The following is a 23,806-nucleotide window of genomic DNA, read 5'->3' on the forward strand; positions in this document are numbered from 1 at the left end:
GGCGCCGTTACGAAAAGCGGATCACATGCCTGAATGGCGTGAAGCCCGTCAGGAACACAGTAGGCGCTTCCATCGCCGGCAAGGCGCCCCGCAATGCAATGTTCTTGTGCAGCGCAAGCCCCGGACCGAACGTGATCGTATCTCCGCCCAATTCATAAGAGCCCGTGGCCTCTTTCAACAGCCACGCATCTTTGGTGTTTTCAATTTTGGAAACACCTTTGAGCGTTCCGCCCGGCCTGAAGATCAGTTCCATTGCGGCTGGTACCCGTTCGGTACCGTTCGTTACCACTTCGATTTCCATGCCGCCGGAGGTTTCGCGGATCATGACTTTGGTTTCCAATAGCTGCACTTCGCTCTGCGGGCGGAAAGTGCGCGGCATTTTCTCCCAATCGCCGTCCGGCGCGATGGATTCTTTGGGATAAGGCTGAAAATAGGGGCCGTCGAGCTTTTGCGTGAGCACCCATTCCTTTCCGTTCTCGCCGATCTTCTCTGATTGAAATTGTCCTTTTCCAAAAAAAGAAGAAGCAAACCGCACACCTTGCAGCACCGCGTTGCCCTTCATGAATGTAAACCAGACCGGGTTATTGGCGATCAGTGTGCTATCCCGGCGGTCCCTGCGAATGCGCACGAGGCCCGAGTTCGGGAAGGTTTTTACATAATCGACCGGAACCGGCTTCTCCGTCGGCAACTCCACCCATAGCGAAGGATCGGTGAGGAAGTAATCCAGGAATCCCGCCGTTTTCAGGCCGGCGGTCTTTTCGATCAGCTTGCATATGGCGGCATACTGCCCGTTCCCGTCCTTGATCGCGAAATATCGGTAGGGATAATAGTAGTTTTCCAGCGTGCCGACAATGGCCTTGTCCTGCCTGCCCGACGCGTCGGTGACGATTTCGCCGTTCGGGTGCACGTAGTACATCGTCATGTCGAGGTTTTTGCGGACGGCGTCGAAAAGCTCGGGTTTGTTGAGCCCCTTGCCGATGGTAATGAGCAGGCGGTCGGTGAGGGAGGAGTAAATGAACGTACTTTTTTCGTTGAACTGACCGTCGCGGTCTATGTCGATGTGCTCGCCCAACCATTGTTCGGCGCGGGCCATGTATTTGGGGTTAGGCCAAAGTTCGTTCAGTTTGGTCAACGCGGCCGATACCACCCACCGGTGGTTCGGGGTATGAATGCCTCCCACGCTCAGCGCGTCGCCCGCGCGCAGGAGGAAAGTTTTCAGGTTCGCGAGCATTTTCTCGGTACCTTCTGTGCCCGATTGCCGGATCAGTTTGTACGACATGGTCAGCCTTTTGACCAAAAAGCCCGTGTCCGGCGTGGAATGGAAATTCGTCGAAAGGAGGTCGATCGTGCCATCCGGGTGCTGGGTTTTTACCAGGTATAATGCCGCCAGGTCCATGTCCGCGAGCAGGTCCTTCGATTTGTAAAACTTCGACGACGGCGAGGCCAGCCCGCAGGCGCCGTACTGGATCAATGCCGCCGTACTGTGCGGGTTGAGCAGATCGAAACCGTCACGTACGCCGCCCAGATCGGGGCTTTTCGCGTCCTTTACCTGGAAAGTCCGCAATGATTCGATGCCTTTGTCGGCCTGGCCCACCATCGCTCTGAGCCATTCGGGCATTTGATCGGCGGATTGGCGAACGAGGCCGAGGCCTGCCGCCGGCATTACGGGCGCGGCACACAATGCAAGCGCGCCAGTTTTGACGAAATGTCTTCTGTCCATGAAGGTCGGGTTAGGTACTTTGGGCAAAAAAGGAGCAAACCGCCGCGGGTTACTTGCAGGGACCCGAATGTTGCCTAGGCATTCATATCCGTTTGTACAATGCATTGCGCGTCATTTTGGGGATTTTCGTATATTCAATCATAAAATGACACCAGGTTTGCAACGGTTACATCCGAGTGATTGTCCGGTAATAAGAGGCGAAATATTTCTGCTATTTTTGTCGGATTTTTGGGGAACACGTTTTGAGAGGAGATTAACGGAATGCCGGTTATTGAATGAAAACAACTGTACTTCGTAATTTAAGTCTGGGTTATTTGCTGCTGCCAAACCTGATTTTCTCGATCAGCTGGTTCAGAATGCCTATTTCATTGTGTCTGGTGATCGGGCTGCTGTTTATGTACGGCATCAGTTACCAGCGCGAAAAAACGCTTCGCACCGACCTCGCGACGCGTCATATGGTTGAAATCGCATTCATTTCACTGGCTATCATCGCATTTTCGGGTATCGGAGGGTTCTGCTTCCAGGCCTTCGATTTCTGGGCGCATAACTCTAAATATTACACGCTGTACAACCAGTCGTGGCCGGTGCTTTTCAAGGAAAATGGCCGCTATGCCTGCCATTACTTCGGTTTTTTCCTCGTTCCTGCGTTGATTTCGAAGGGATTGGGGCAGCCGTCGGGCATTGCGTTGTATTTGTGGGCTTCGGTGGGGCTGTTCATCGGCATTTGCTGGATATTTATTTTTACCCAAAAAAGTTACCTGTCGCTGATCTTCTTCCTGTCGCTGGGCGGGATCGGCCACGTTACCAAAGTGCTGTTCCTGAGGGCGATCGGGCTGAATTACCACGTCCCGCCGTTCTTCACGGAAATATGGCCGGTGCTGTACCAGACACAATGGGCGCCCAACCAGCTCATTCCGATCATCATCGTCTCCTGTATTCTTTTCAATGACTATGTGTACATCAAAAAGCCAGAAAAGAGCTTTCTGGCAGTCATTTCGATATTCATCTGGGGCATTTTTCCGTCCATTGTCTTCGTAGTCATTTTCGGATTGCTCATTATCCTGCGGTATTACAGGGAGCCGCAATACTTTCTCAAACCCCGGCCGATGCTCGACCTTTTCGTGCCCGGGTTGCTGTTTATTCCGACGTTTTTCTTCTTCTTACAGGGGAAAAATTCGGTGGTATCCGGCTTTATCTGGCAGTTTAACCCGCTGAACGAGATCGCCTTCCATTACTTTTTCGGCGTCGTGATCGACCTCGCGGTGCTTTACGGCATTGTACTCATTCTCAAATTGCACAGAAGCCAGTATTCGGGCGTCATTCATAGCCTGTTTCTGCTCCTGATCGCCATTTCGCTTTTTCGCATGGGCAAATGGAACGACTGGTTCCTGCGCGGGAGCACGCCCGTACTCACGCTGCTGTCGCTGTTTATTCTGCACCGCTTCGCCGCATGGGTGAAGGAGCATCCCGGCTGGTACAAAATGCGCGTGGCGTACCCGATCGTCATTTTTCTCCTGCTTGGCCTCGTCGTCCCGATCTCGCACATCAAACGTGCATTGAGCGAAAACGTGGTCACGCACAGCCTGTTTCCCGACAAGGTGAAGTTTACGCCGTATCCATACGATCAGTACGAGGATTTTTACCAACTGGGTAAAGCCATTTACTCCCAGCAGGAAGCCAACCAATTTGTCGGCCAGAAAGGATCGTTCTACGAGCTCTACCTCGCACGCCCGACCGACAACGACGGCTCGGCAATGGCAGGAAGCAAGGCTACGGTGGGGAGCCAGCCGTAAGGGGGGGGCGACGACCGCCGACTGCCGACGGGTGACCGCCGAATCATCTATGACGTTCGGCGGTCATCGGTCGGCGGTCAGCCATCAAATCCCCACACTCTTAATAAACTTCGGTGCTGTCCGGTTCTTGGATACCTGCTCGTATGCGTAGGCAATGCGTATGAGCCCGGGTTCCTGAAATGCTTTTCCCAGAAACGAAATGCCGATCGGGAGGCCGTTTTGCAAGCCCATCGGCATGGTAATCGACGGGAAGCCCGACAATGCGGCCGGGCCGTAGGAGCCGTAACCCGTCCAGAAATCCCCGTTTACGAGGTCAATGCACCAGGATGGGCCCGTGGATGGGCCGCATAATGCGTCGAGGTTGTGCTTTTCGAACAGGTCGTTCAGCGAACCGGCCACGCCGGTGATTTTTTCCAATGCCTCCTTATATTCCTTCGAATCCAGATCGCCTTTCGCCTGCGAGGTTTCGAAAAGCTCCTGCCCGAAGTAGGGCATCGTTTTCTCCTTGTTCGCCTTATTGAATGCAATGAGCCCTTCCAGCGACTTGATTTTCGCATTGGAAGTGCCCAGGTAGCGGTTCAGGCCATCTTTGAACTCATATTGCAGCACGAGCGATTCCGCGCCCGGCAGCCGCTGCGTTTTCATATATTCCACTTCGACGATCTCCGCACCGGCCGCTTTGAGCTGTTCCAGTGCCTTGCCCAACAGCTGGTCAATGCCTTCATGCACTTTCAACAGGCTCTTTTCCACGCCGATGCGTTTGCCTTTCAAGCCATTGGCATCCAGGAACCGGGTATAATCGGCCGGAAGCTGCGGCGCTTTATGGTAGGGCGGATCGGCCGGGTCCGGGCTGGCAATCGCGCCGAGTAATGCGGCGGCATCGGCCACGGTGCGGCCGAAAGGGCCGGCGGTATCCTGCGTTTTGGAAATGGGTATGACGCCGCTCCGGCTCACGAGCCCGACCGTCGGCTTAATGCCCACAATGCCGTTCATCGACGCCGGGCAGGCAATGGAGCCATTCGTTTCGGTGCCCACGGCTACGGCGCACAGGTTGGCCGCGACGGCCACCGCCGAGCCGGAGCTCGACCCGCACGGAGAGCGATCCAGTACGTAGGGGTTGCGCGTTTGCCCGCCCCGGCTGCTCCACCCACTCGACGACCTGGTCGACCGGAAATTCGCCCATTCGCTCAGGTTGGTTTTGCCGAGGATCACCGCGCCGGCCTCGCGCAGACGTTCCACGAGAAATGCATCTTTGGAAGCCACATTATCGGCCAGTGCCAACGAGCCTGCGGTGGTTTTCATTTTGTCGCCGGTGTCGATATTATCTTTGAGCAGGACCGGAATGCCGTGCATCGGCCCGCGTACCCTGCCGGCTTTGCGCTCTTTATCGAGCGCTGCGGCAATGCGGAGCGCGTCGGGATTGAGTTCGATGACGGACGAGAGCTTAGGCCCGGCCTTGTCGATCCGGGCGATTTCGTTGAGGTAATATTGGGTGAGTGCCGTGGAAGTGAGGCGGCCCGCTTTCATGCGCTGCTGCATTTCGGCGACCGTCATTTCCGCGTATTCGCCGACGACCGTACGGCGGCGGGTTTCGCCGAATGCAGGCAGTACGGTAAACAGCCCGCCGGCTGCATTCAGGCGGATGAAGGTTCTGCGGTTCATGGGAGTGAATGTACAGGTTGGGATTACCTGCAATATAAAAACTCCGCTGTTACTTCCGGGGCGGCGGACCGCTGAGTTTTTTCCAGATCCACATCAGCAAGAGCAGCGGCGACATGATCAGCGTGGTAAGTACGGTCGCGATCCCGAGAATGCCGGCAAAGACAATTCGTAAAAAAGAGGTAAAAAAATTATTCATGAAAACGGAGAGGAGAGGTCGTGTAAAATAATTTTTACTAAGGGTTACAAATAGTGGAAAAAGATTCTAGGTTTTGTAGAACCGATGCTACTATCTGATTTCGGTTGTGTCGATAAATGTCTATAAATCATTGAATTGCATCCAAAAGTAAGCACATTTTATTGGAGTGGCACGGTTATTTGCCTAACTTTAATAGTGAAATTTATTATATAAATAATTGCATTAGTATGAACTTCTTATCGAACGTAGTTGGATATTCCGGGAAGTTATTTTTTGCAACTATTATGTTTTTCGCAATGATTATTTCGACTGTCGTTTCCCTGCCGTTTATAGGTGCAGGAATGATCAAAGATGTTATTAATGCACATCATCATCACGCTGAGGACAATAGTTTGATAGACGAGTATAGCGAATACTAAATATATGACTTCCGGAAGCGGCGAGGGTATGGACGGGATGTCCGTACCCTCGTTGTGTTTATAATTATCATCACAAATAATGTCGGAAACGCTGCCTCTCGTTTGCCGGCAATCGCGTAATTTGCCGCCCGATTACCCATGTAATTTTGCAATGACCTCATTTTCAAATACCGCCCGAACTTTCCTTTGCTGCTGCCTCGCTTTATCATTCCTGCCTGTCCGCGCACAGGACAAGCGCTACACGTACGAGAAAGGCATGATGGGCTCGCCGTTCAAGCTGGTGCTGTACGCCCCGAACGATTCGGTGGCCAAAGTGGCCGCCGACAATGCATTCAAAAGGGTGGAGCAACTGAACGAGATCATGAGCGACTACCGCGACGGCAGTGAAATCAACCGCCTCTCGGCGACGTCGGGGAGCGGGCAATGGGTGAAAGTGAGCAAGGATTTGTTCGATATACTGGCCGTTTCGCAGGATATCAGCGCCAAAACCGGCGGCGTTTTCGATGCTACCCTGGGCCCGGTCGTGCAAATGTGGCGCCATGCCACGCGCAAAGGCATATTTCCGCCCGAAGAAGAAATCCGGGAAACGCTGGCCCGCACGGGTTACGCGAAGCTGAAAATGAATGCCAAAACACAAAGCATACTGCTCACGCAAAAAGGAATGCGGCTGGACATCGGCGGTTTGGGCAAGGGCTATGCGGCCGAAGAGGCCATTAAGGAGGTCAGGAAGCTCGGCATTACTTCGGCGATGATGGACGCGGGTGGTAAAATCGTGCTTACCAACCCGCCTCCGGGTACCGCAGGCTGGAATATCAATGTCTCCAACGGCAGCGATTCGCTCAAGGCGATGCAGCTCTCGAACGTATCGCTGGCGACCTCCGGGCCCACCTACCGCTACATGGAGCACAATGGCGTGCGGTATTCGCACATCGTCGACCCGAAAACCGGCATCGGCCTGCTTTTTCACGTGCGCACGACGGTCATTTCGCCGGACGGCACGGTAGCAGATGCCTTAGCCACTGCATTTAGCGTGGCCGGGATCGAAAAGAGTAAAAAGTACCTGAAAAGCTTCAAGGGAAGCCGTGTGTGGCTCGTCGAAAAGCAGGGCGACCGCGTGGCGGAGTGGAATATGCTGAAATAGGACCGCAGCTCCGAATTTGCACAAATCCGATAAATATTAGTTTCAAATGTATATTTTAAATGCTTGTTTAAATTTATCATTTAAAACATTTGGCATTGTTATTTCAATTGTTCAACTTTGAACCGTTGATTCAACAGGCAGCTGCAATCATTAACAAAACCTAACACACCGTGAAGTGCGTTTCAGAAAAAAGTGAGGATAAGATAAGGGAAGCGGCGAAGCGTGTTTTTCTGAAAAAGGGGTTTGACGGCACTACCTCGCGTGATATCGCCAAGGAGGCCGATATGAATATTGCGTTGACCAACTACTATTTCAGAAGCAAGGAGAAGTTGTTTCTTGAAATTTTCAAAGATGTGCTGGAAGAGTATTTCCAGAACATGCTCGCCATCCTGAACAAGGATATTGATATAAAAGCCAAGATCTCGGAGCTCATCGATCATGACTTCGAGATGATGAAAAGAGAGCCGGATCTCATCATTTTCATCATGAACGAAATCCACAAGTCGCCGCAGCGGTTGTTTCCGGATATGTCGATTTTCCGGCAGGTTCGCGAGACCTACCTCAAAAAGCAGCTGGAAGAAGGCGTAGCGAACGGCACATTGCGGCCGATGCAGCTCGAAAACATCCTTCCGTTGATCAAATGCGGGGTGGAATTCATTTTCATGGGCAGAGAAATTCACAAGGAACTGTTCCAGATGAGCGACGCGGAGTTTGCAAACTACGCACAGGAGCAGAAAGAGCACATTAAGGCAATGGTGTGCAACTACCTCGTGATCGGATAGTCATTTTTTTTTGCCGCTTCATTAAACAAACATTTAAAATAAACATTTGTTCAAGCCATGAAACACCTGTTCCATGTCACGGGATTGCTATGCCTCATGCTTTTTCAGCGAGCACAGGCGCAGGAATACGACCTTAATCAATTGCTCGATCTGGCCATGAAAAACGATTTCAGCGTGCAGGCGGCACGGCTCGACGAGGCCCGGGTGAATGCGCAGCTCAGCGAGGTGAAAGCAGGCATGCTGCCGACGCTGAATGTGTCGGGCGATTATAAGCGGTATTTCAAAATTCCCGGCCAGGTAGTGCCTGCAAGCGCGTTCGGCGGGCCGGAGGGACAGTTTACCACACTCGCATTCGGGTTGCCGTATAATTTGTCCACGACAGCGCAGGTGACGCAGGCACTGTACAATCCGTCGCTGAAATATGCCTTGAAAGCCGCCGGCCTGAACCGCGAGCTGACCTCGCTCAGCACGACGAAAACAAAGGAGGATGTTGCATACAGCGTGACCGACGCCTATTACAGCCTCGTGACGGTGTCGCAGCAAATGGCGTTTCTGGATAGTAACCTCATTTCCCTGGATAGGCTTTACAAGGTTTCGGACCTCCTTTACCAGAACAAACTGGGCCAGCGCGTGGATGTGGACAGGATATTGATCAACAAAACGAGCACCGAAACGCAGCAGGCTACTTTGAAAGACAATTATAATCAGTTGGTTAACCTGTTGAAATACTACGCGGGCATTCCGCAAACCGATTCGGTACGTATATCATTAAGCGTTAGAGATGTGGCGCTGCCTGTCTACGCCGATTGGGACAAAACGCGGCGCACGGATGTGGCATTGCTGCAAAAGCAAAAGGATCTTAACGAATTGCAGGACAGGAATATACGGTCGGGAGTTATTCCTACGGTAAATGCCTACGGGGTGGCGAATATGGCCTTCTATGCGCAAGGCGGCGAGAACTCCACGTTTCAGGATGTGCCGGGTTACTGGGCGGGTTTGCAGCTCAACTGGAATGTCTTCGACGGCCTGGCGCGAAGGGCGAAACGCAGTCAGAATATGATCGACAAGCAGAAGCTCGATGTCCAGCTGAAACAGGTGAAGGAAGCCATTCAAATGGAAGAAAACAATGCGCGGAACAAGTTTGGCGTGGAGCAGAAGAACATTAGTGCGCGGAAGGACCAGGTAGCATTGGCCGAAAAGGTTTACAAGCAGATCCAGCTGCAATTCAAGGAAGGTACCGTCTCGCTTACGGACGTGATCCAGGCAGAAAACAGCCTCCTCGACGCCCAGAGCAACTACCTCACCTCGCTCGTCCAACTCCTGAAAGCCGAGCTGGAATGGAAAAAAGCAACCGGGCAACTGGTTCAGAAATAACGTTATACTTCATCAATCTTGCCATATTCATCAACAACTAAAAACAAGTAAGTCAGGTATTGTCAGGTGTAGTCATTCGTGGTCCGGTGTAGTTACTTATCGTTTTCACTCCAATACCTGACCGCATATGACAATGCCTGACCACACTTGACAATGCCTGACGACACTTGACAATGCCTGACCACACTTGACAATGCCTGACAACACTTGACAATGCCTGACCACTCCTGACAACCAATGACCACCCCTGACCATTTCCGACAACACTTTTCAACACCATAACCATTATGAAACGACTATTCATCTTCCTGGGAATCATTGCCGCGCTGGGGCTTACGGCGGCGAAGTTGCTGAGCAACAAGGAAAAAACGGAGCAGAAAGTATACATCCCCGATCCTGACCCGAAAGTGGGGGTGAAGGTAGCGGTAGCGGAAGTGCGCGATTTGTCGCAGGAATCGGGCTTCCTGGGATCTTTTAATCCAAATCGCAAAGTGGAAATCCGCCCGCAGGCCGGCGGCGAGATCGTGAAACTGAATGTGGAAGTAGGCCAGTACGTAGCGGCCGGGCAGCTGATCGCGAAGATCGACGACGAGCAACTGCATTACCAGGTGGAAGCATTACAAGTAACATTGGAAGGTTACCAAAACGACTTGAAACGTTACGAAGCATTGGTCAAAGGCGACGCGGTACCGGCAGTGAATGTCGAGCGTACGCAGCTGAGCATTCGCAGCACGCAGGCCCAGATCAAACAATTGAACAAACAGATTAAAACTACGAGCATTATCGCGCCATTCGGCGGCATTATCACGGCCAAAATGGTGGAAAAAGGCTCGGTAGTAAGTCAGGGAACGCCGATCGCCGAGATTACCGATATTTCTTCGCTGAAACTCGTGGTCAATATCCCTGAGAAATCGGTGAACGAGTTTAAAAACGGGAAAAGCATTCCCGTGCATACGGATGTGTACCCGCACGCGAATTTCAGCGGCCGTGTGACGATGGTGGCCGCGCAGGGCGACGAGGCGCATAACTACCCGGTGGAAATTACCGTGCAGAATTCAACTGCCAACCCATTGAAAGCAGGCATGTACGGCTCCATTGCAAGCGCTTCGAAAGTGAAAGGCGAGGCACTGGCGGTACCGCGCCAGGCCATCATGGGTTCAGCGAAGCAGCCGCAATTGTATGTCGTCGAAAATGGCAAGGCCGCATTGCGCGACGTGGCCATCGGCTCGACGACCAACGAATATTACGAGATCACGAAAGGCCTCAAAGCCGGCGACCGCGTCGTGACCAGCGGGCAGATCAATTTGCAGGACGGCACATCGGTAGTAGCGCAGTAACACTTCATCAACAAACTCATGAAATTCATTGAAACCATATTGAAGCGCCCTTCGATGATCATCGTGCTGTTCGCGATCCTGTTCATCGGCGGTTTGGCTTCCTATAACCAGCTCAGCTATGTGCTGCTGCCGGAGTTTTCGGTTCCCACCATTACCATTACAACATTATATCCAGGCGCGGCGCCCACGGAGGTAGAGGCGGAGGTCAGCAAGAAGATCGAGGATGCGGTGTCCGGCCTGGATAATATTGAAGACGTGACTTCCAAGTCGATGGAGAGCGCGTCGCTCGTGATCGTGCAGTTTAAAGCCGGTACCGACATTGACAAGGCATTGGAAGACGCGCAGCGCGATGTGAACAATATGCTGAGCGACCTGCCCGACGATGCGGAAACGCCGTCGTTGTCCAAGATTTCGCCGAGTGACCAGCCTATTATGCAGCTCCTGGCGACTTCGAGCCTGCCTAATGAAGTTTTTTACCAGCAGGTGGAAGACAAGTACCTGCCCATGTTGCAGCAGATCGAAGGCGTGGCCGAGATTACGATGACCGGCGGCGACCAGCGCGAGATCCGTATTAATGTCAATAATGATAAACTCCGGTTCTACGGTTTGTCGCTTTTGCAGGTAACCCAGGCTATCAACCAGGCGAACCTCGATTTCCCGACCGGGAAAGTGAAAAACACGTCCGAAAACATGACGCTGCGGCTGGCGGGTAAATTTGCCTCGCTGGACGATATCCGTAACCTGGTGATCGCCTCGCCGGTCACCGGCAGCTCCATCCGCGTGGGGGATGTGGCCGAAATCACCGACGGCCTGACCGACGCCGAGAGCATCAGCCGGTACAACGGCGTGAATGGTATTGGTTTGTTTATCAAAAAACAGTCCGACGCGAATGCCGTCGAGATCAGTAAGATCGTCCAGCAGAAACTGGCTTCGATTGAGAAAGCCAATGCAAAGGACCATATCAAATTTGCGATCGCGTACGACAGTTCGATATTCACGCTGGAATCTGTGGAAGCGGTGACGCACGATTTGGTGATTGCGGTAATCCTCGTGGCCGTGGTAATGCTGCTCTTCCTGCACAGCTTCCGGAATGCATTCATCGTCATGGTGTCGGTACCGGCGTCGCTCATTGCCGCATTCCTGTTTATGTACGTTATGGGCTATTCGCTCAACCTGATGACACTCCTCGCGCTCTCGCTCGTGATTGGTATCCTTGTCGACGACTCCATTGTGATCCTGGAAAACATCCAGCGGCATTTGGAAATGGGTAAGGACCGCTGGCGCGCGACGGTGGACGGTGTCACAGAAATCGGTTTCGCCGCATTGGCCATTACGCTCGTGATCGTGGTCGTTTTCGTGCCTATTACGATGGTGAACTCGGTGATTGCCGACTTGCTGCGACAGTTTTCGCTCACGGTCGCATTTGCCACGATGGTCAGTTTGCTCGTGAGTTTTACATTAACTCCCTGGATGACGTCCAAAATGGCGAAGGTCGAACACCTTGACCCTAAAAGTCCGGCGCAGGCATTCCTGATCTGGTTTGAAAAAGGTTTGACGGCAATCACAAAATGGTACCACGGCTCCCTGGAATGGGTGCTGGGGCACAAACTGGCATTCTCGGGGATACTGGTGGCGATCGTCGTCATGACGGGCTGGGTAATGGGCCTGGGCATTATCGGATCGGAGTTTGTAGCCGAGGGGGATCAGGGTAAATTCCTGCTCACCATGAAGCTCGACAAAAGTGCCTCGTTGCAGCAGAACAACCTGACGGCGCGGAGCATCGAAGACTATTTACGTAAAAAACCGGAAGTGAAAACGATTTTCGCGAACGTGGGCGGCGCCAGCACGGGCCTGAACAGCTCGGGCCGGGGCGAAACCAACCGTACCGAATTGACCGTAGAACTCATTCCCGTGGAAGAACGGAAGAATGCACAGCCGACGGAAGATTATATGCTTTCGGTACGCAAGGAGCTGGAACAAAAATTCGCAGGCGTCGAATTCAACTCGGCAGCTATCGGGATGGTGAACTCGGGCACGGCGCCCATCGAGGTATTCCTTAGCGGCGACAATCTCGACAAAATCCTCGCAGCCGCCAACGACCTCGCGAACCGCCTCCGGAAGACACCCGGCGCGAATGACGTGAATGTGTCCGTAGAAGCAGGTAACCCCGAAGTGCGCGTGGATATCGACCGTGAAAAAATGGCAAAACTCGGCCTGGACATTCAAACGGTGGGCGCGACGATGCAGAACGCATTTGCCGGGAACGACGACTCCAAATTCCGCGACGGGGGAGAAGATTACGATATCCGCATTATGCTGGATGCATTCGACCGCAAAAACCCTGAAGACGTAAAGGCGATCACATTTTACAGCCCGCTGGCCAAGCAGCCCGTGCAGCTGGCACAATTTGCCGATGTAACACTGAGCAATGGCCCAAGTATTGTAGAGCGCAAGAACCGTCGTTCATCCGTCACAGTCACCGCCAATACATTAGGGATTGGATCGGGAACTTTGGTGAGTAATATTCAGGCCGGTTTAAAGGAAAATCCGCTCCCGGACGACATTATACTCACCTGGGGCGGCGACGCGAAGAACCAGAGCGAAGGCTTCGGTTCACTCGGGCTGGCGATGCTGGCGGGGCTCATGCTGGTGTATTTCATCATGGTATTGCTCTACGACAGCTTTGTGTATCCGTTCGTGGTGCTTTTCTCGATCCCGGTAGCGGTGATCGGGGCGTTGCTCGCGCTGGCATTATCCTCGTCGAACATCGGGATATTCGCGATGCTCGGGATGCTGATGCTGATCGGCCTGGTGGTCAAGAATGCGATCCTGATCGTCGACTTCGCCAACCAGCAAAAAGCCGACGGGGTACCGTTCCGCAAGGCGATCCTTATTGCCGGCGAAGAGCGTCTCCGGCCGATCCTGATGACGACCATCGCGATGGTGATCGGGATGGTGCCGATCGCTACGGCGACGGGTGCCGGGGCTGAATGGAAGAACTCGCTGGCCTGGGTGCTGATCGGCGGTTTGACGAGCTCGATGCTCCTCACGATCTACCTCGTGCCGATGGCATACTATTTGGTAGACCGCCTCGGTGAAAAATGGAATACCTGGCGCACGAAGTCCGGCAGGGTGCAGGAAAGCGTTGTAGCGGAAGAATTTTAAGGAAACTGAGTCTGGTAACATGAAAAAATTAATGTTTTGTCCGGCTACTTTAAATTCGTCCTGCAAACGCAAAGTCGGTCAGAGCTTGGTGGTTACAGGTCCGGGCACGGAAACGGGACAAAACATTTTTTTTCTTTTTACCCGAAAAATACAAAATGAACGGGTATTTTAATGAACTAGTCCGCCCGGTATTGGGTTTACCTCTTAACCCGAATTATTGCCGAATCAAAATAGTAGTTTCTCAATGGTAGAAACTGATTATTCAAAGGCAATAGATGACGGGTCAACAAGCGAAAAAATCAATATCCAGACTCACGATCTAATTGTACGAAACATGGGAAATAAAAGCTACAATACCAACTGACTTGCCTGATGTCTCTATCAGGCCGCAGCCTGATGCCGGTAGGCACCCCACTAAAACAAGCTGTTGATTCTGACACAAATTATCTATGGGTAAAATCTTAAATAATCGCATCGCTGAATTCAAAGACCCGGCGATTGCAAGAGCAAAAGGTGTATATCCTTTTTTCAGACCGATCGAGTCCGGACAGGACACAGAGGTTATCATTAACGGGAAGCCGGTCCTGATGTTCGGGTCCAACTCCTATCTGGGTTTAACATCCCATCCTTACATCATCGAAGCGTCGCAGAAAGCAGCGCAGAAATATGGAACAGGCTGCGCCGGTTCGCGCTTCCTGAACGGGACCCTCGACATCCACGAAGAACTGGAACGCCGCCTGGCCAAATATGTAGGCAAAGAAGGCGCGGTGCTGTTCAGCACCGGTTACCAGGCCAACCTCGGCGCATTGTCGTGCCTCACAGGTCGTAACGACTACCTGATCCTCGACGAAAGCGATCACGCTTCCATTATAGACGGAAGCCGCCTGTCGTTCTCGAAAGTGATCAAGTACAAGCACAACGACATGGAGGACCTGCGCAAAAAGCTGGCCCTGCTGCCTGAGGAAGCCGTGAAACTGATCGCGACCGACGGTATTTTTAGTATGGAAGGGGATATTGTCAAACTCCCTGAACTGAATGCCATCGCACAGGAATTTGATGCGACCGTGCTCGTGGACGACGCGCACAGTCTTGGGGTGATTGGTGATAAAGGAGCGGGAACTGCTTCCTATTTCGGCCTGACCGAAACGACCGATCTCATTATGGGAACATTCAGCAAATCGCTGGCTTCCCTGGGCGGGTTCATCGCCGGCGATGCCGCCACGATCGATTACCTGAAACACCGCGCGCGTTCGCTCATGTTCAGCGCGAGCATGACGCCCGCATCCGTAGGAAGTACATTGGCCGCTTTGGATATCATCGAAACCGAGCCGCACCACATGGAGCGTCTTTGGGCCAATACAAGATACGCCAAAGAGTTGCTGCTCGTAAACGGTTTCGACCTGGGCGCAACGGAAAGCCCGATCCTGCCGCTGTATATCCGCGACAACGAGAAGACTTTCATCATGACACGCAGATTGCAGGACGAGGGGATTTTCGTGAACCCGGTGGTTTCACCAGGTGTACGCCCGGAACAATCGCTGATCCGTTTCTCGCTGATGGCTACGCATACATTCAGCCAGATCGAGGAGGCAGTGGATAAAATGTCCCGCATTTACCGTGAGGTTTGTCCTGACGCAATTATCGAAAGACAAAGACTATGACCCGCATAGCCCCCGTAAGCTCTCCGAAGGAATTGGGCAAGTTCATTGATTTTCCGCATGATCTGTATCAGCACGATCCGAATTATGTACCGGAATTGTTCATTGCTCAAAAAGACATGCTCTCACCGGGTAAGCACCCGTTTCACGAGCATTCGGAGGTGAAATTGTTTCTTTCCTACGATGGGGAGAAAGTGAACGGAAGGATAGCGGCGATTTATAATACGAACCATAACGAATTTACCAATCGGAAGGACGGCTTTTTCGGCTTTTTCGATACGGTAAATGACCAGCAGGTGGTGGATGCGCTTTTGAAGGAAGCCACTGCCTGGGTAAAGCAAAAAGGGGCAGACACGCTCGTAGGGCCGGTCAATTTGTCGACCAACGAAACCTGCGGGCTGCTGATCGAAGGGTATGACCGCCCGCCGATGGCCATGATGCCCTACAATGCGCCGTACTATCTGCCATTGCTGGAAAAGGCCGGTTTGACGAAGAAAACCGATTTGCTGGCCTACGAAATCAATGTGGCGGATTCGAATGACAAATCGGTACGGATGATCGACGCATTGGAAGGGAGGCTTCAGCGGAGCGGTATCACCATCCGGCAGGTGAATCTGAAAGACTTCAAAAACGAGGTTGTGAAGATCCGGGAAGTGTACAACAAGGCCTGGGACAAGAACCTGGGTTTTGTACCGACAACCGAGGCGGAATTTGAATACCTGGCCAAAGACCTGAAAATGATCCTTGATCCGAGGTACTGCCTGGTCGCTGAAAAAGATAACGAACTGGTCGGATTTATACTCGGTATTCCGGATATCAACCAGATTCTGATCAAAATCAAGCGCGGACGTTTGTTGCCTACCGGGATTTTCAAATTGCTGTTTGGCAAAAAGAACATCACACGCATCCGCGTGCTCACGCTCGGGGTGATCGACGGGTACCGGAAAATGGGTATCGAAGCCTGTTTATATGGCCGTATTATCAAGAACACCTACGGCACCAAAGTGACCGGCGGGGAATGCTCGTGGATGCTCGAAGATAATTATCTGATGAACCACGCCATCGAGCAGATCAACGGGAAGCTGTACAAACGGTACAGATTGTTTGAGAAACCGATATGAAGGAAAAAGTATTCATCACCGGGGCCAGCGGATTTATAGGTTACCACCTGGTAGCGGCGGCACTCGAAGCAGGCATGGAGATCCATGCGGCGGTGAGGCCGAGCAGCGACCTGGGGTTCCTTAAAAAGCTGAATGCCGACCCAAAGGACCTGGTGTATGTGAATGCGGATTTTACTTCAAAAGATAAATTGACGAAGCTGCTGGAAGATGGGGGATATTCCTATATCATCCACGCGGCGGGAGTGACCAAAGCCAAAACCGCCGCCGCCTATAATACGGTGAATGCGGAATACGCGCTGAACCTGGCGCAGGCCGCGATAGCCGCGGATATTCCGTTGAAGCGGTTCGTGTTTTTGAGTAGCCTCGCGGCATTAGGCCCCGCGGCGTACCATGCGGCCCAGCCGATTACGGAAGAAACCTTGCCTGTTCCGGTGACGGATTACGGAAGAAGCAAGCTGCTGGCCGAGCAATACCTGAAACAAGTAAATGGCCTGCCGCTGAGCATTATCCGCCCGACAGCAGTGTATGGCCCCGGCGAAAAGGACTTGTTCGTCCTTTTTAAGACACTCAGCAAAGGCCTCGATGCCTACATTGGCAAAGGACCGCAACGGTTGAGTTTCGTATATGTAACAGACCTCGTGACGGCTACCATGGCCGCATTGAGGGAAACGGAGAAGGAAATGACGGTTTACAATATCTCGGACGGACAGGCATACGACCGTTACGCATTGGCAGACCAGTTCAGGGAGATCAGCGGGAAGCACATTTTCCGCACGCATCTGCCGCTGGTGCTCGTCGAAACGATTGCCCGGTTCCTGGATCTTGTTTATGCAAATTCATCAACAACACCGGTTTTAAACCAAGAAAAACTAAAAGAACTCACCGCCCCTAACTGGATCTGTAGCATAGATGCGGCCCGAAGTCGCCTGCACTACCAACCGCAATATAATCTGCACCGAGGCCTGGCAGAAACATTGACCTGGTATAAGGAGAATAAGTGGCTTTAACTATCTAACCCGCTTGATCATGCGCTGTCGCCGGCTTCACATCCGGCGGTAAGTATGCAGCGTACATGACTGAACACAAGCAGAGGGCAGCCAAAACACGTTCGAACGTTCCAACATGAAAGCAATCAGCAAGTCGATATGGTTACAATTACTCCTGGTGATCAGCCTTGTGCAGATCGGCGCGGGTCTGGCCATAGCGCAGAATACTACCACGATAAAAGGTACCGTTACCGACGCCCGGACAGGTGAAACCCTGCCGTTCGTGTCGATCCTGATCCCGGGAACAACGATGGGGACCGCTTCCGACGCGGAAGGCCGCTACGCGCTTACTTTGCGCGAGGACCACGCCACGATCAAATTTACCTACGTAGGGTATATGGCCATTGAAAAGCCGATCAAGCCGGGCGTGAGCCAGACGATCGACGTGAAAATGGCCGTGGACGCCTCGATGCTGAAAGAGGTGACCGTGAAAACGAAGGCGCGTTACCGCAACAAGGACAATCCTGCTGTGCAGCTGATCCGCGAGGTGATCGCGCACAAAGACGAAAACAAGCCTTCCAGCAACGACTACCTGGAATACGAGCAATACGAGAAGATCTCGCTCGCATTGAGCAATCTTTCCGACCAGTTCAAGGAGAAGCGTATTTTCAGGAATTACCAGTTTTTGTTTAAAAGCCAGGATTCGGCTTCGATGGGCGGCAAGAATATGCTGCCGGCCTACATTCAGGAAAAACTCTCGAAAGTATATTTCCGCAAAAGCCCCTACAACAAGAAACAATACGTACTGGCGAACCGCCGCGCGGAATTCGACGCGAAGTTTGTCGATAACGATGGTTTGAGCGCCTATTTCAACCGGTTGTATGAAGATATCAACATTTATGACAACGATATTTCCATTGCCACCAACCTGCTGCTAAGCCCGATCGCGAACGCCGCACCGACATTCTATAAATTCTTCATCCGGGACACCGTGAAGACGAGCACGCCGTGGCTGATAGAGCTGGGCTTCGTTCCGCGGAACAAAACGGATATGCTTTTTGAAGGGAAACTCTTCGTTACCCTCGACGGTAAATACGGTGTGCAGAACGCCTACCTGACCGTCAACAAGGACATTAACCTCAACTTCATGCGTGACCTCGAAGCACGCCTGGAATTTGAGAAAGGCGCCGACGGCCGCTATTTCATGAACAAATCGACCCTCGCCATGGAGTTCGCATTAGGCGAAAAGAACGGTGGGTTGTATGGTCAGCGGACGGTGAATTTTAAGGATTATACCATTAATAAGGCCCAGCCAGACAGCACTTACCGCGGTCCGGGAGAAGAGATCGTGTATAATCCGGAGGTCAAAACCGGGGAGTCGTTCTGGGCCAGTGCGCGGCATATCCCCCTGGAACGCACCGAGCAGGACATTTACCATAATATCGACACGCTGCAAACGATCCCGTCTTTCAAGCGGACGATGGACATTGCGACGCTCTTCCTCTCGGGCTACAAATCGTTCGGCGCCGTAGAAGTAGGCCCGGTGAATACATTTTACAGCTTCAACCCCGTCGAAGGTTTCCGCCTCCGGTTCGGCGGCCGTACTACGACCGATTTGAGCAAGCGGGTGTATTTCGAAACCTACGCGGCTTATGGTTTCAAAGACCGGAAATGGAAGTACTTTTTGAGCGGTACCTATTCATTTAATAACAAATCGGTGTACCACTTCCCGCTGCATTACATCCGGGCGAGTTTCCAGCGCGACACCAAGATCCCGGGCCAGGAATTGCAATTTGTACAGGAGGATAACTTCCTGTTGTCGTTCAAGCGTGGGGATAACAACCGCTGGCTGTACAACGACATTTACAAGCTGGAATACGTCCGCGAGTTCGAAAGCCGCTTTTCCTACAAAATCGGGTTTACCCAATGGAAGCAAACCCCTGCGGGCGTGCTCCGTTACGAGCGCCTGAACGAAGGGGGCGAACTCGAAAACGCGTTCACATTGAATAACACCGAAGCAAACATCGAGCTGCGTTATGCACCGCACGAGCAGTATTACCAGGGCAAATTGTACCGTACGCCGATCATCAACAAGTACCCGATTTTCACGCTGCGCTACAATGCAGGTCTGAAAGGCGTGTTCGAAGGCGAGAACAACTACCATAACCTGGCGCTGAACATTCAGAAACGCTTTTACCTGTCGCAATTCGGCTTTGCGGACATAACGGCGGAAGGCGGTTATATTTTTGGTAAACAAATCGTGTTTCCGCTGCTGACGATTCACCGCGCCAACCAGACCTACGCTTACCAGCTGAATTCATACAACCTCATGAACTTCCTGGAATTCGCGAGCGACCACTACGCGAGCCTGGACGTGCAGTATTATCTCAATGGGTTTATTTTCAATAAGATACCATTGCTGAAACGCCTGAAACTTCGTGAAGTTTTGAGTTTCAAAGGCTTAATGGGCGGCTTGCGCGATGAGAACAACCCGGCATTCAACCCGTCGCTGTACCGCTTCGCGACCGACGACCAGGGCCGGCCGATCACGTACACGTTGTCGCGCGAGCCTTATATCGAAGGTTCGGTTGGGATCGCCAATATTTTCAAACTGTTGCGCGTAGACCTGGTAAAACGTTTCACTTACCTCGACAATCCGAATGTGGCCGAATGGGGCATCCGGGCGCGGTTCAGACTGGATTTTTAGTTTAACACAGACATTGACATGAATTACGCAATCATAGCAGCAGGAGAGGGTTCACGACTGGCTAAGGAAGGTTTTACACTTCCCAAACCAATGGTAAGCCTGCATGGCGAAATGCTGATCGACCGGCTGATCGGGATTTTCATTCGGAATAATGCGGAGAAGATCCTGGTGATCATCAACGAAGAATCACCATTGCTGGAAATGCATTTGATGGGCCTGAGCGAAAACCTGCCCATTCAGATCGTGAAGAAATCGACGCCGAGCTCGCTGCACAGCGTGTACGAGCTGTTCAAAAGCGAACCGGGGTTAAGCGAAGTTTGCCTTACCACGACCGATACCGTTTTCCGGGAAGAGGAATTCAGCGCATTCATTTCCGAATTCGCCGAAAGCAAGGATTTGGAAGGGCAAATGGCCGTGACGGCATTCATTGACGACGAAAGTCCTCTTTACGTGGCAGTTGACGACGACGATCGCATTACCGCATTCACCGATGAGAATAGCACCGACACCCCGTTTGTTTCAGGCGGGATTTATTGTCTCAGGAGGAAAGCGATCGACATCGTGAATGTGGCGGTGGAAAACGGCGTGAGCCGGATGCGGAACTTCCAGCGGCAGCTCGTGACGGATGGCTTGCATTTGAAAGCATATCCATTTACCAAGATCGTGGACGTGGACCATGTGAGCGATATCCAGACGGCGGAGCTGTTTTTGAGCGGCGAGGCGGTCTGCTAGCACAAGCACACACTGAACTGACACCAATTTTTTACTAACAGACCGGGGCGTTTTGCCGGTCAACACCATAGATGAACGAATTGAAAATTCTGGGCGTGCACCGAAACAAAAAGTTTTCGCCCAACCATATCGGGAACGACGATGCTATTTTTTCCCAGACGGCCAAAGAGCTGGAAAAACTGGGATGCCGCATTACCATCTGTTGCGAAGATGAGTTCCTGGCGATGGAAACAGTGGATTACGACAAGATTTTTACCATGGCACGCCAAAAGCAGGTCGTGGCCCGGTTACAGGAACTGGAAAGGAACGGCACGCAGGTTTTGAACTCTGCATTCGGCATCGAAAACTGCTTCCGCACCAACCTGACCAATGCATTGAACAATGCCCATATCCCGGTCGCGGATAGCTACATCGTACCGACCGATTACCAGGGAGATGAAGTTTTTGACAAAATAAAAGGAAAGGGTTACTGGATCAAACGCGGCGATTTCCACGCCATCCATAAGGAAGATGTGTCTTTTGCCGCATCGCGCGAGGAAGCCAAGGAGATTTTGCGGGAGTACGCATTGCGCGAGATTCCCGACGCGGTGATCTCGCAGCATTTGGTAGGTGATCTGGTGAAGTTTTACGGGGTAAGGGGCACGGATTTCTTTTTCTGGTTCTACCCGTACGATGCTAATCACCACAAATATGCGGAATACCAGCAGATCAACGGCAACTCGGTGTATTACCCGTTCAGCGCGGAAGGTTTGCAGAACACGGCGAATGAAGCGGCAGGGGTAGTGGGGATCGATATTTACGGGGGCGATGCCATTATCGGGAAGGACGGCGATTTCCGCATCATCGACCTGAACGACTGGCCCAGTTTCGCACCGTGCCGTGACCAGGCGGCCGGGCACATTGCCGGCCGGCTTTACGAAAGATTTTTGAACAACAATTAATGGAGACAACCACCACACCCCGCCCATTGGCAGAAGAACCTGAAAAGACCTCGGCATTCGAAAACTCGTTGAAATCGAACGATACCGAGGAAAAGATCGATATCTGGTTTTACCGGCCGATCGGCTACCAAATCGCATTGTTTTGCGCCAAAGTAGGCCTTCGCCCGAACCCGGTGACGATCATCAGCATTTTCTTCGGGGTGGCCGCGGGGATATTGTTCTACCCGCAGCAGCTCTGGATTAATGTGCTCGGAATGCTGTCGCTCATGTTCGCCAACTCGCTCGACAGCGCCGACGGCCAGCTCGCGCGCATGACGAACGACAAAAGCCGCTTCGGCCGCATTCTCGACGGTGTCGCCGGTGACTTCTGGTTCATCGCCATTCACATCGCGATCTGTTTGCGCAGTATGGAAGAGGGCTGGACGGCGTGGATTTGGGTGCCGGGCGTGGTAGCGGGCGTGTCGCATATGATCCAGTCGGCGATGGCGGATTACTACCGCAACGTGCATTTGTTTTTCATCAAAGGCACCAACGGCAGCGAGCTCGACAACAGCCGCGATTTGCAAAAGGAATACGATGAAATGAGCTGGACGCGGCAGTTTGGCATGAAAATCGTGGCGCGGCTCTATTTGAATTATACCAAAGAGCAGGAATTCTTTTCGCCTAAGCTGCAAAAACTGCTGGCCGTGGTGAAGGAAAAGTATCAGAACGGCCTGCCTGCGAGGCTCATTACCGACTTCCGCGCGCAGAATAAGCCTTTGATGAAGTATACCAATATCGTGCAGTTCAACACACGGGTGATATTCCTCTTCCTCTGGCTGTTCCTCGACCAGTCGTGGATCTATTTCTTTTTCGACATTTTCGTTCTCAACCCGATCCTGATCTACATGATCGTGAAGCAGGAGCAGGTGAGCAATCATTTTTACAAGGAGATAACCTCCGGCAAATACAATGGGTAGCAAGTTGTACAAGGCCCTTTTCATGGCAATCGGCATTTTTTCGCTGGGCTATATGATCTATGGCACAGGGCTGCTTGTGATTTGGGAGAATATCAACCGTACGGGCATCTGGTTCGCGCCGGTGATCGGGAGCTGGCTGGTGATTTACATCCTGAATGCCCTTGCATTCCGTGCGATCATCCGCGAGCCGCAATTGCCGGAAACGAACATGTCGTTCTGGGCCGTCCTGCGGTTGACGATCTCGGGCTATGCGATCAACTACATTACCCCATTCGTGGCGCTGGGCGGAGAGCCATACCGCATTATGGAGCTGAAACCCACGCTCGGCATCCAGAAGGCCACTTCCTCGGTGCTGCTGTACAGTCTGATGCACATGTTTTCGCACGTGCTGTTCTGGCTGGCGTCCATTGTACTCATTGTTGCGGTGGTTCCATTGAGCGATGTCATGCTGGCTGGTTGCGGGATATTGCTGGTAGTCGGGCTGGTGCTGGGATATTGGTTTATCAATGTATATAAAAAAGGATTTACGGTAAGCACGTTCCGCTTGCTGGAAAAAGTGCCTTTTATCAAACATAAAGCCCGCGAGTTCGCATTGAAGAATGCCGAAACGCTGTATGAGGTAGACGATCAGATCCGCGTCCTGTATTCCGACCGCCGGAATGCATTCTATGCCTCGCTGTTCTATGAATTTGCGGGCAGGGTGATCGGCTGCCTGGAAATCTATTTCACGGCCCACGCCATCGGCATGGAAATGACATTGGCGGAGTCGCTGATCGTGAGCTCCGGCTCGTCGCTTTTCGCGAACCTGATCTTCTTCTTCCCGATGCAGCTCGGTACCCGCGAAGGCGGCCTCGCGCTGGCTTTAAGAAGTGTAGGATTGCCCGCCGCGCAGGGGATTTTTATAGGAGTGGTTTTGAGGATCAGGGAGATAGTCTGGATTATCATTGGATTGGCCTTGATTAACAGAAAAACAAAAGACAATCAAATAGACAATACAGATCCAAAACTGGAACCAGTTCCTGTCAGATCAAACTAATTAATTGATCCTTCCTTCCCTGGATTAAAATCCGGGGCGATGGGACGGACGTGCCTCCGGCACTGGAAGATCTAAGC

At 52.3% G+C, this 23,806-nt stretch carries 17 protein-coding genes; 14 read left to right on the top strand and 3 right to left on the bottom strand.

Annotation, left to right across the window (positions count from 1 at the left end):
- Window positions 1-7 precede the first annotated feature (7 nt).
- Window positions 8-1,720: a hypothetical protein gene (locus H144_RS0103780; protein WP_019940703.1), complete on the bottom strand. Its 1,713-nt coding sequence runs from the start codon at window positions 1,718-1,720 to the stop codon at window positions 8-10.
- 275 nt (window positions 1,721-1,995) lie between these two features.
- Between H144_RS0103780 and H144_RS0103785 the strand changes: the two genes are divergently transcribed.
- Complete coding sequence (locus H144_RS0103785) at window positions 1,996-3,513, top strand: hypothetical protein (RefSeq protein ID WP_051100035.1); 1,518 nt, start codon at window positions 1,996-1,998, stop codon at window positions 3,511-3,513.
- Window positions 3,514-3,597: 84 nt separating this feature from the next.
- Here the strand turns inward: H144_RS0103785 and H144_RS0103790 are convergent, their stop codons facing one another.
- Window positions 3,598-5,175, bottom strand: a complete 1,578-nt coding sequence (locus tag H144_RS0103790; protein ID WP_019940705.1) for an amidase — start codon at window positions 5,173-5,175, stop codon at window positions 3,598-3,600.
- A 49-nt stretch (window positions 5,176-5,224) separates the two neighbouring features.
- Window positions 5,225-5,371 carry a hypothetical protein gene (locus H144_RS34550; protein ID WP_019940706.1) on the bottom strand — a complete coding sequence of 49 codons (147 nt, stop codon included), beginning with the start codon at window positions 5,369-5,371 and terminating at the stop codon, window positions 5,225-5,227.
- Window positions 5,372-5,941: 570 nt separating this feature from the next.
- On the opposite strand from H144_RS34550, the gene H144_RS0103805 reads away from it, so the two are divergent.
- The 13 genes from H144_RS0103805 (at window position 5,942) to H144_RS0103865 (ending at window position 23,729) form a co-directional block, all read left to right on the top strand.
- The gene (locus H144_RS0103805; protein ID WP_019940708.1) at window positions 5,942-6,931 is read left to right on the top strand and encodes an FAD:protein FMN transferase; all 990 of its coding nucleotides are present in this window, start codon (window positions 5,942-5,944) and stop codon (window positions 6,929-6,931) included.
- 170 nt (window positions 6,932-7,101) lie between these two features.
- Window positions 7,102-7,713: a TetR/AcrR family transcriptional regulator gene (locus H144_RS0103810; RefSeq protein ID WP_019940709.1), complete on the top strand. Its 612-nt coding sequence runs from the start codon at window positions 7,102-7,104 to the stop codon at window positions 7,711-7,713.
- 57 nt (window positions 7,714-7,770) lie between these two features.
- Entirely contained in the window at window positions 7,771-9,087 is a 1,317-nt protein-coding gene (locus H144_RS0103815) for a TolC family protein (protein ID WP_019940710.1), read from the top strand.
- Window positions 9,088-9,374: 287 nt separating this feature from the next.
- The gene (locus H144_RS0103820; RefSeq protein WP_019940711.1) at window positions 9,375-10,424 is read left to right on the top strand and encodes an efflux RND transporter periplasmic adaptor subunit; all 1,050 of its coding nucleotides are present in this window, start codon (window positions 9,375-9,377) and stop codon (window positions 10,422-10,424) included.
- Window positions 10,425-10,442: 18 nt separating this feature from the next.
- The gene (locus H144_RS0103825) at window positions 10,443-13,589 is read left to right on the top strand and encodes an efflux RND transporter permease subunit (RefSeq protein WP_019940712.1); all 3,147 of its coding nucleotides are present in this window, start codon (window positions 10,443-10,445) and stop codon (window positions 13,587-13,589) included.
- A 449-nt stretch (window positions 13,590-14,038) separates the two neighbouring features.
- Entirely contained in the window at window positions 14,039-15,250 is a 1,212-nt protein-coding gene (gene spt / locus H144_RS0103830) for a serine palmitoyltransferase (protein ID WP_019940713.1), read from the top strand.
- The gene (locus tag H144_RS0103835; RefSeq protein WP_019940714.1) at window positions 15,247-16,368 is read left to right on the top strand and encodes a GNAT family N-acetyltransferase; all 1,122 of its coding nucleotides are present in this window, start codon (window positions 15,247-15,249) and stop codon (window positions 16,366-16,368) included. The genes spt and H144_RS0103835 overlap by 4 nt, the downstream gene beginning before the upstream one ends.
- A complete protein-coding gene (locus H144_RS0103840; RefSeq protein ID WP_019940715.1) occupies window positions 16,365-17,375 on the top strand; it encodes an NAD-dependent epimerase/dehydratase family protein in 1,011 nt (336 codons plus the stop codon). Before H144_RS0103835 ends, H144_RS0103840 begins: the two co-directional genes overlap by 4 nt.
- A gap of 115 nt (window positions 17,376-17,490) precedes the next feature.
- Window positions 17,491-20,061, top strand: coding sequence for a DUF5686 and carboxypeptidase-like regulatory domain-containing protein (locus H144_RS0103845; RefSeq protein ID WP_019940716.1), 2,571 nt, complete (start codon window positions 17,491-17,493; stop codon window positions 20,059-20,061).
- Between the two features lie 18 nt (window positions 20,062-20,079).
- Entirely contained in the window at window positions 20,080-20,793 is a 714-nt protein-coding gene (locus H144_RS0103850; protein WP_026350396.1) for a nucleotidyltransferase family protein, read from the top strand.
- A 71-nt stretch (window positions 20,794-20,864) separates the two neighbouring features.
- Window positions 20,865-21,734, top strand: a complete 870-nt coding sequence (locus H144_RS0103855) for a hypothetical protein (protein ID WP_019940718.1) — start codon at window positions 20,865-20,867, stop codon at window positions 21,732-21,734.
- Entirely contained in the window at window positions 21,734-22,693 is a 960-nt protein-coding gene (locus H144_RS0103860) for a CDP-alcohol phosphatidyltransferase family protein (RefSeq protein WP_019940719.1), read from the top strand. The genes H144_RS0103855 and H144_RS0103860 overlap by 1 nt, the downstream gene beginning before the upstream one ends.
- Window positions 22,694-22,715: 22 nt before the next feature.
- Window positions 22,716-23,729, top strand: coding sequence for a lysylphosphatidylglycerol synthase transmembrane domain-containing protein (locus H144_RS0103865; protein WP_229207834.1), 1,014 nt, complete (start codon window positions 22,716-22,718; stop codon window positions 23,727-23,729).
- Window positions 23,730-23,806: the final 77 nt, after the last annotated feature.

The organism is Dyadobacter beijingensis DSM 21582 (genome assembly GCF_000382205.1).
In the GTDB taxonomy this organism is placed as follows: Bacteria; Bacteroidota; Bacteroidia; order Cytophagales; family Spirosomataceae; genus Dyadobacter; species Dyadobacter beijingensis.